The organism is Sphingopyxis sp., assembly GCF_036402335.1.
In the GTDB taxonomy this organism is placed as follows: Bacteria; Pseudomonadota; Alphaproteobacteria; order Sphingomonadales; family Sphingomonadaceae; genus Sphingopyxis.
In genome coordinates this window covers 1-9,324 of the sequence record NZ_DASWTD010000140.1, presented here as the reverse complement: position 1 = coordinate 9,324, position 9,324 = coordinate 1, and the positions used below count along the sequence as shown (strand labels likewise).

Annotated in this window: 7 protein-coding genes; all 7 read left to right on the top strand. The window is 66.1% G+C overall.

All coding sequences use genetic code 11. From position 1 onward, the window contains the following. Positions 1 to 820: hypothetical protein (locus VGD20_RS04380; RefSeq protein WP_331133280.1), on the top strand; the 820-nt coding region annotated here is incomplete at its 5' end. Next, positions 817 to 1,872 (top strand): alpha/beta hydrolase, encoded by a 1,056-nt coding sequence (locus tag VGD20_RS04375; protein WP_331133279.1) that lies wholly within the window; start codon positions 817 to 819, stop codon positions 1,870 to 1,872. The genes VGD20_RS04380 and VGD20_RS04375, both read left to right, overlap by 4 nt. A gap of 42 nt (positions 1,873 to 1,914) precedes the next feature. Continuing rightward, the gene (locus VGD20_RS04370; protein WP_331133278.1) at positions 1,915 to 3,543 is read left to right on the top strand and encodes an N-acyl-D-amino-acid deacylase family protein; all 1,629 of its coding nucleotides are present in this window, start codon (positions 1,915 to 1,917) and stop codon (positions 3,541 to 3,543) included. Next, positions 3,527 to 4,975: a serine hydrolase gene (locus VGD20_RS04365; RefSeq protein ID WP_331133277.1), complete on the top strand. Its 1,449-nt coding sequence runs from the start codon at positions 3,527 to 3,529 to the stop codon at positions 4,973 to 4,975. The genes VGD20_RS04370 and VGD20_RS04365 overlap by 17 nt, the downstream gene beginning before the upstream one ends. A 19-nt stretch (positions 4,976 to 4,994) precedes the next feature. Further along, entirely contained in the window at positions 4,995 to 6,005 is a 1,011-nt protein-coding gene (locus tag VGD20_RS04360; protein WP_331133276.1) for a dipeptide epimerase, read from the top strand. Between the two features lie 28 nt (positions 6,006 to 6,033). After that, positions 6,034 to 7,320 (top strand): metal-dependent hydrolase family protein, encoded by a 1,287-nt coding sequence (locus VGD20_RS04355; protein WP_331133275.1) that lies wholly within the window; start codon positions 6,034 to 6,036, stop codon positions 7,318 to 7,320. Between the two features lie 2 nt (positions 7,321 to 7,322). Beyond that, entirely contained in the window at positions 7,323 to 9,308 is a 1,986-nt protein-coding gene (locus tag VGD20_RS04350; protein WP_331133274.1) for a serine hydrolase domain-containing protein, read from the top strand. Positions 9,309 to 9,324: the final 16 nt, after the last annotated feature.

The window sequence follows — 9,324 nt, the reverse complement described above, 5'->3', positions numbered from 1 at the left end:
CGGCGCCGCGGCGGGCGAGATCGGCGCCGCGATCCTCGGCTGGCCGCCGCTCGCGGGGACCGCTTTCCTCGCCGCCTCGATCGCGCTGTTCGTGACCTTCGGCAATTCCTCGGTCGAAGGCCTGTTCAAATATGTCTCCTTCCTGCTCTACGGCGTCTACGCGCTGTTCATGGTCTTTGCGCTGAGCAGTTTCGGTGACGAGATTGCGGCACGTTTCGCCATTCCCGCGCCATCGGACGGCTGGATTCTCGGCGGACTGACTTACACGGGGTACAACGTCATCGGCGCGGTGGTGATCCTGCCGGTGATCCGCCACCTGACCAGCCAGCGTGACGCCGTGACCGCCGGCCTGATCGCCGGCCCGCTCGCGATGGCGCCTGCGATCCTCTTCTTCGTCGCGATGATCGCTTTCTATCCTGGCATCATGGGTGAGACGCTGCCGTCGGATTTCATGCTGCGGCAACTCGAAATGCCGCTGTTCCACTTGCTGTTTCAGTTCATGATCTTTGCCGCCCTGCTCGAAAGCGGGGCGGGGTCGGTCCACGCGATCAACGAGCGCGTCGACGCGGCGCGCCGGTCGCGCGGTCATGGACCGCTCGGCAAACGGGCCCGGGCGGGCATCGCAGGCGCGCTGCTCGTCGGCTGCATGTTCCTTGCCGATCGCTTCGGGCTCGTGACCCTGATCGCCAGCGGTTACCGCTTTCTCTCGTGGGTGTTCCTCGCCGTTTATGTCGTGCCATTGCTGACGGTCGGATTGTACCGGCTCGTTCGCGGCCAGACACAAGAACTTCAACCTGCCGCACAGGGGAATGTGACATGACAAAGGTAACAGGCTGGGCGCGGGTCCGGCGCTGGGCGAAGCGTATCTTGCTCGGCCTGCTCGCGCTGTTGGTCCTGCTGGTCGTGGTGGGCGCGATTTACGAGGCGCTCGGTCGCAAGAATGCCGCGGCGAACTATCCGCCGCCCGGAAAGCTGGTCGATATTGGCGGGCGCAAGATGCACATCGATTGCCGCGGCACCGGATCGCCGACCGTCGTCTTCGAATCGGGGCTCGGCACGGGCGGTACGATCGACTGGACGCTGGTGCACGACAGGATCGCGACCTTCACCCGCGCCTGCGCTTATGACCGTGCGGGGATCATGTGGAGCGACGCGAAGGATACGCCGCAGCGCGCATCGGCCGTCGCCGACGATCTCCACGCGCTGCTGAAGGAAGCTGGAATCACCGATCCGCTCATACTCGTCGGCCATTCGATCGGCGGACCGTACACGCGGACCTATGTCGGAAAATATGGTGAGCAGGTTGCCGGGCTGGTGATGGTCGACGCCTCGCATCCCGATCAGGTCGCGCGGCTTGGAAAAGCGGTGAAGGTCGACGCGCATCCCGGGCAGGCGGGGTGGATCATGCATACCGCCACCGCGCTGTCGTGGACGGGCATCGTGCGCTTCGCGATGGCGAATGCGGGGCAGGGGAAATTGCCGAAGGACGCGGCGGCACGGATGGCGGCCTATGCCAGCAAGTCGGTGTATGGTGCGACGTCCGAACTCGACGGCTTCGACCTTACGATGGACGACGCGCGTGCGGTCAAAAGTTTCGGGAACCGGCCGCTGATCGTGCTGACGGCAATGGCGCCGTTCAAGCCCGCCGAGCTGAAGGGGCTGTCGCTGAAGGCATCCGACGGCGCGCGCTTCAAACAGGAGTGGAAGGCGCTTAACGCCGAACAGGCGGCGCTTTCGACGCGCGGCCGCCAGCAGGTCGTGGGCGATGCCGGTCACTATATTCAGATCGACCGGCCCGATGTCGTGATCGCCGCGGTTCGCGAGGTCGTGGGCGAAGTGCGCGCCGACGCGCAGGCAGCCGCAAAGAAATGAAAGCAAAAACCGTCAGTCCCCCGGCTGGCGACAGGGAGATGAATGATGAAGCGTAAGATCCTCTTGGGTGCGATGTCGATGCTGCCGCTGCTGCTCGCCGCGAACACCCCGGCGCCCGAATATGACATCGTGATCCGCGGCGGCCGCGTGCTCGATGGCGCGGGCAGCCCGTGGGTCAGCGCCGATGTCGCGGTCAAGGACGGCCGCGTCGTGCGGATCGGCCGGGTTGCGGGTCGCGGCACCAGGGAAATCGACGCGACGGGCCGCTATGTCTCGCCCGGCTTCATCGACATGATGGACCAGTCGGGCCGCGTCCTCGTCAAGAATGGCGCGGCCGAGAACAAGCTGCTGATGGGCGTCACCACCGTCATCGCCGGCGAAGGCGGCCCGCCGGCCGAGGCTGCCGAAATCCCGGCGCATTTCAGCCAGCTCGAAAAACAGGGCATCTCGGTCAATTACGGCACCTATTATTCGGCGACGCAGGCGCGCGTGAAGGTGATGGGCGACGGCGCCGGGCAACCGACCGCGGCGCAGCTCGAGGCGATGGGGCGCGAGGTCAAGATCGCGATGGACAATGGTGCGTTCGGCATCACCAGCGCGCTGATCTATCCGCCGAGCAGCTTCCAGACCACGTCGGACCTCGTCACGCTCGCGAAGGTCGCGGCGCAGTGCGACGGCTTCTATGCCACGCATATGCGCGACGAGAGCGAAGGGCTCGTCAAAGCGGTCGAGGAAGCGATCGAGATCGGCGAGAAGGGCGGCGTGAAGGTCGAGATCTTCCACCTCAAGGCCGGCTATGCGCCCGGCTGGGGCAAGCTGATGCCGCAGGCGGTCGCGACGATCAACGCGGCGCGCGCGCGCGGCGTCGACGTCGCGGCGGACCTTTATCCCTATACCGCGGGCGGCACGGGGCTCGAGGTCATCGCGCCGAGCTGGGTCTGGGCCGACGGCATCCAGAAGGGGATCGAACGGCTGCGCGACCCCAAGCTGCGCGAACGGATGAAGAAGGAGGTCGCGGCGGGATCGATGCCCGGCTGGTCGAACCTTGTCCACGCATCGGGCGGTTTCGGAAATGTCCGTCTGGCGAACGGCTTCAGCGACAAATATCGCCCCTATCATGGCAAGAGCCTGGCCGAGATCGGCAAGGCACTGGGCCGCGACCCCGCCGATGTGGCGTGGGACATCCTGCTCGAAGGCCTGCCGAACCGCTCGGTCGCGCTCTATTTCATGATGAGCGAGCAGGACATCGAAACCGCGATCAAGCAGCCGTGGGTCAGCATCGGCAGCGACGCCGCGGCGTCGGAAAAGCTCGGCGAGATGGACGCGCTCGGCCTGCCGCATCCGCGCGCCTATGGCACCTTCCCGCGCATCATCGCCGAATATGTGAAGCGCCGTCCGATCCTGTCGCTCGAGGACGCGGTGCGCAAGATGACCGGCTGGCCGGCGCAGCGCATGGGCCTTACCGATCGCGGGCTGATCCGCGACGGGATGCGCGCCGATATCGTCGTGTTCGACCTCGACAAGCTCGACGATGTTGCGAGCTGGGACAAGCCCACCGCGTCGCCGACGGGGATCGAGACGGTGATCGTCAACGGCGTCGTCACGATCGCGAACGGCAAGCACACCGGCGCCAAGGCCGGCGCGGTGCTGCGTCATGGCTGCGGTGTTTGAGCATATGATGCGGCCCGTTTTCACCATTTTTGCGCTTGCGGCGTCGGCACCGGCCGTCGCCGCCGCCCCGCCGATTGCGAAGCCCGAAGACCTCGGCACCGCGGTGTCGGCGCAGGTCGCCTGTGCCAGCATCTTCGTCGCCGGGCGCGCCGAGGCCGATGTGCTGCGCGACGACATCCACGCCTTCGCCCCGTTCATGACGGCGGTGACGCTGGCGGTCGACCGCACGGCGCGCACCGTCACCGCATCGGCGCCGGGCGCGGCGACGCGCACCGCGCTTTACCGCCCGGTCGCGGGGTGCACGCTGCTGACCGGCGATGTTTCGACCGCCGCGCTCGATGCCCAGGCGGCGAAGCTCAAGCCGACGCGCGGCAATGCTGCAAAGCCCTGGCCGATCGGCGATGCGCCGGTTGCCAAGCTGGCAGCAGCGGCCGAAGCAAGGCTCGACCGCGCGGCGCTCGACAAGGCGGTCGCCGCCGCCTTCGACGAGCAGAATAAGGGCAACTATCCTGACACGCGCGCGATCGTCGTCGTCCAGGGCGGGGCGATCGTGGCTGAACATTATGCGCCGGGCTTTGATCGCAATACCGAACTGCTCGGATGGTCGGCGTCGAAGAGCATCATGGGCACACTGGTCGGCCTGCTGGTAGAAGACGGCGTCCTCAAGCTCGACGAACCCGCGCCTGTTCCCGAATGGAAGGGCGAGGGCGATCCGCGCGCGAAAATCACGCTGCGCCAGTTGCTCACGATGTCGAGCGGGCTCACGTTCAGCGAAAGCTATGTGCCCGGCAATGACTCGATCAAGATGCTGTTCGAGGCTGGCGACATGGGCGCGATGGCGGCGGCTTTGCCGCTGAAGGACACGCCGGGCACGAACTGGAGCTATTCGTCGGGGACGACCAACATCTTGTCGCGCATCGTGTTTCAGGCGACCGGCGGCACACTCGAAGGCATGACGCGCTTTGCACAGAAAAGATTGTTCGAGCCCACGGGCATGACCAGCGCGCTCATCGAGCCCGACGAGGCGGGGGTGCAGGTCGGCAGTTCCTATGCCTATGCCACCGCGCGCGACTGGGCGAGATATGGCCTGCTGCACCTCAACAAGGGCAAGGTCGGCGGCAAACAATTGCTCTCGAAGCAATGGCTCGATTTCGCGGTCACCCCGACCAAGGCTGCACCGCGCCCCTTCTATGGCGCGCAGCTCTGGCTGAACCAACCCGAGCCCGACGGCGAACGCCGCAAGCTCTACCCCGGCCTCCCCGCCGACACCGTCATGGCGCGCGGGCATAGCTTCCAGATCGTCGCGGCGATCCCGTCGCAGGATGCGGTGATCGTCCGGCTCGGCTGGACGCCCGAAGGGCAGGCATTCGACTGGAACAAATATCTCTCGCAGATCGCAGCGGCGCTCGCGCCCGCGACCGCTGCGCCCTGAACGACCAAGGACAGATTTTATGACGACGCTTGCTCCCCTCACGCTCGATCTCGCGATCGAATCGCTCCCGCTCGCCAAGCCGTTCCGCATCTCGGGACATGTCTTCACCGACACGCCCGTCGTGCTCGTGACGCTCTCCGACGGCACGCATAGCGGGCGCGGCGAGGCGTCGGGGGTCTATTATCTCGGCGACAATGTGCCCGCGATGACCGCCGCGATCGAAAGCGTGCGCGGCGCGGTCGAGGCCGGGGTGACGCGCGAAGAGTTGCAGGCGCTTCTGCCCGCGGGCGGCGCGCGCAACGCGCTCGATTGCGCGCTGTGGGAGCTAGAAGCCCGGCGCCGCGGCGTTCCGGTCTCGGAACTTGCCGGCCTCGCCGAACCGCGCCCGCTCCGCACCACCTTCACGCTCGGCGCCGACGATCCCGAGGTGATGGCCGAGGGCGCACGCCATTATGCGCAGGCGCGCGCGCTCAAGCTCAAGCTCACCGGCGACCTCGACGTCGATATCGCCCGCGTGCAGGCGGTGCGCGCGGCGCGGCCCGAATGCTGGATCGGCGTCGATGCCAATCAGGGCTTTGCGATCGATGACCTCGATGCGCTCGTCGCGGCGCTGGTCGCTGCCGACGTCAAGCTGCTCGAACAGCCGCTCGCGCGTGGGCGCGAGGTCGACCTCACCGGCTATCAATGCCCGATTCCGATTGCGGCGGACGAAAGCGCACTGACGTTCGCCGACGTCGAAGGGCTCGTCGGCCGCTTCGACGTTGTGAACATCAAGCTCGATAAATGCGGCGGGCTGACCGAAGGCCTCGCCATCGCCAAGCGTGCCCGCGAACTCGGGCTGGGGGTGATGGTCGGCAATATGGTCGGTTCCAGCCTTGCGATGGCGCCGGCGTTCATTGTCGGACAGCTCTGCGACATCGTCGATCTCGACGGACCGATCTTCCTCGCCGACGATCGCAAACCCTCGATCGAATATGTGGACGGCAATGCGTGGTGCGGCGAGGCGATCTGGGGCCGCGACGTCGGCTGATAGCGATAATGAGACAGGGAGAGGCACGATGAAAAAGACGATATTCGCAGGGCTGGCGCTGGTCGCGCTGATCCAGCCGGTCGCGGCGCAAGAGCCGGCCACCACCTATGTCCACGCCGGCCGCCTGCTCGCCGATCCGGCGAGCGGCCGCGTCGAGACGAACAAGACGATCGTCGTCGAAGGCGGAAAGGTCGCCGCGATCCGCGACGGCTTTGTTGGCGAGGGCAGGATCGTCGACCTCCGCGATCAGTTCGTCATGCCGGGCTTTATCGACAGCCATGTCCACCTGACCTTTGAATCGAGCCCGACGAGCCGCCTCGATGCGGTGACCAAATCGACGGTCGATCAGGCGTTCGACGGCGTCGTCTTCGCCAAGCGCACGGTGCGCGCCGGGTTCACGACGGTGGTCGACCTCGGCTCCGACCCGCAGGCGATCAACGCGCTGCGCGATGCGACCGCGACGGGCAAGGTCGTCGGGCCGCGGATCATCGCCGCGGGCGGCGTCGCGGCGCATGGCGGGCATGGCGACGTCCACGGATATCGTCAGGAAATCATCGACCTGTTCCGTTCGCCAACGCTCTGCTCGGGCGCCGACGATTGCGCGCGCGCGGTCCGGCTGGCGGTGCAGCAGGGCGCCGACGTCATCAAGACCGCCTCGACCGGCGGAGTGATGTCGAACACTGCTGCGGGGCTCGGTCAGCAGATGAGCGACGCCGAACTCGTCGCGATTGTCGACACCGCGCACCGCCTCGGCCGCAAGGTTGCCGCGCACGCGCATGGCACCGACGGCGTCAACGCCGCGCTGCGCGCCGGCGTCGATTCGGTCGAGCATGGCACCTATCTCGACGCGGAATCGATCCGGCTGTTCAAGGCGAAGGGCAGCTATCTGGTTCCCACATTGCTCGCCGGCGACACCGTCGCGCGGCAGGCCGAAACCGCCGACTGGATGCCCGCGCCGGTCCGCGCCAAGGCGCGAACGGTAGGGCCGCTGATGGTCGACGCGCTGCGCCGTGCGCATGAGGGCGGCGTCCGCATCGCATTCGGGACCGACAGCGCGGTGTCGAAGCATGGCGAGAATGCCCGCGAATTCGCGCTGATGGTGAAGGCAGGGCTGACCCCGCTCGAGACGATCAAGTCCGCGACCGTGTGGGCGGCAACGCATGCCGGCCTCGAAGCGGAAATTGGCACGCTCGCCGCGGGCAAGTCGGCCGACATCGTCGCGGTGAAGGGTGATCCGCTGACCGATGTGCGCAGTCTCGAAACGATGGGCTTCGTGATGGCGCGGGGCGTCGTCGTGCGCGCGGCGGGAGAGTGACAATGCGCACGATCAAGCTGTTCGCGCTGCTGCCGCTCGTCATGATGCTCGGCACTGCGGCGGCGAAGCCCGCAATGCCGCTGGCGCCTGCCCTCGCGCCCAAACCGGCGGCCGAAGCCCCAAAGGCGGCGTCCCCCGTCACGACCTCGCTCGCCCCGTCGGCAACGCTGACCAAGCAGGATGTCGATAGCTGGCTCGACGGTTTCGTGCCCTTCGCGCTCAAGCGCGGCGACCTCGCCGGCGCGGTAATCGTCGTCGTCAAGGACGGACAGGTGCTGACGCAGCGCGGCTTCGGCTATGCCGACGCCGCCAAGCGCACCCCGGTCGACCCCGCGCGCACGCTGTTCCGCCCCGGATCGGTGTCGAAGCTCTTCACCTGGACCGCGGTGATGCAGCAGGTCGAAGCCGGCAAGATCGACCTCGACGCCGACGTCAATATCTACCTCGATTTCAAGATCCCGCCGAAGGACGGAAAGCCGGTGACGATGCGCCAGCTGATGACGCACACCGCGGGGTTCGAGGAGCATGGCAAGCTCACCATGTTCGAGGACAAGAAATTCCAGATATCGCTCGGCGATCTCGTGAAAAGCGGGCTTCCTCACCGCATTTACGCGCCGGGCACGACGCCCTCCTATTCGAACTATGGCACCGCGCTTGCGGGCTATATCGTCGAGCGCGTGACGAAAATGTCGTTCGACGATTATATCGAGCAGCGCATTTTCCAGCCGCTCGGCATGGCGCAATCGACCTTCCGCCAGCCGCTGCCGGGGGCGTTCGTGCCGTGGATGGCGACGGGTTATCGCCAGCTTTCGGCCGGGCCGTCGAAGTTCGAAATCGTCGGTCCGTCGCCCGCAGGCGCACTTTCGTCGACCGGCGCCGACATGGCGAAATTCATGATCGCGCACCTGAACCAGGGCGCGGGGCTGATGAAGCCCGAAACCGCGCGGATGATGCACGATACGCCGCTGACGATCCTGCCGCCGCTCAACCGCATGGAGCTCGGCTTTTTCGAAACCAACATCAACGGGCGGCAGGTGATCGCGCATCTCGGTGACACGCAACTGTTCCACACCGCGCTGCACCTGTTCACCAACGAAAATGTCGGCCTCTATATGTCGTTCAACGCTACGGGCGAGCAGGCGTCGGTCGGCCCCCTCCGCCGCGCGCTCTTCGAGGATTTCGCCGATCGCTATCTGCCGGGTAATGAAATGCCCGCGACGCGCGTCGATGCGAAAACCTCGGCCGAACATGCCAGGATGCTGGCGGGTAACTGGCTGAACAGCCGCCGGGCCGAAACGAATTTCTACGCGATCGCCTCGCTGCTCGGCCAGGTGAAGATCAGCGTCGGTCCCAACGGCGAACTGATCGTCCCGGCCGGGCGCGACCTTAGCGGAAAGCCTGCAAAATGGGTCGAGACCGCCCCGTTCGTTTGGCACAATGCCGATGGTCACGGCCGGCTCGCGGCGCAGCTGGTGGACGGCAAGGTCGTGCGCTGGAGCATCGACGGCATCTCGCCCTTCATGGTGTTCGACCGTGCGCCAGGATCGAAATCGGCCGGGTGGATCATGCCCGCGATGTACATCAGTCTCGGCATCCTGCTGATCACCTTGCTTCAGTGGCCCATTTCGGCATTGATCCGCCGCTATTACAAGGCGCCACTGGCGCTCCAGCGCCGTTCGCTCCACGTCTATCGCGGCGTTAGGGCCGGCGCGGGGCTGATGCTCGCGCTGACGGCCGCGTGGGTAATCAGCATCTCGACACTGAAGGCTTTGCCGTCTTACGATCCGTGGTTGTGGTTCCTGCAGATTGCCGGGCTGATCATCCTTGTTGGCGGTGCCGTGCTCGCCGCGTGGAATCTTCGTATCGTTGTTCAGGAAAAGCGCGGCTGGTTCCGGACGCTTTGGGCGCTGCTCCTGCTGTTCGCGACGATCATGCCGCTCTACGTTGCGTGGATATTTGGCCTGATCGCGATGACGGTGAATTACTGACGCTGTCCCGCCCGCC

Bases quoted from the DNA above. Each gene is read 5' to 3' on its own strand.
- VGD20_RS04375 (WP_331133279.1), top strand. From the start codon at position 817: ATGACAAAGGTAACAGGCTGGGCGCGGGTCCGGCGCTGGGCGAAGCGT.
- VGD20_RS04370 (WP_331133278.1), top strand. From the start codon at position 1,915: ATGATGAAGCGTAAGATCCTCTTGGGTGCGATGTCGATGCTGCCGCTG.
- VGD20_RS04365 (WP_331133277.1), top strand. From the start codon at position 3,527: ATGGCTGCGGTGTTTGAGCATATGATGCGGCCCGTTTTCACCATTTTT.
- VGD20_RS04360 (WP_331133276.1), top strand. From the start codon at position 4,995: ATGACGACGCTTGCTCCCCTCACGCTCGATCTCGCGATCGAATCGCTC.
- VGD20_RS04355 (WP_331133275.1), top strand. From the start codon at position 6,034: ATGAAAAAGACGATATTCGCAGGGCTGGCGCTGGTCGCGCTGATCCAG.
- VGD20_RS04350 (WP_331133274.1), top strand. From the start codon at position 7,323: ATGCGCACGATCAAGCTGTTCGCGCTGCTGCCGCTCGTCATGATGCTC.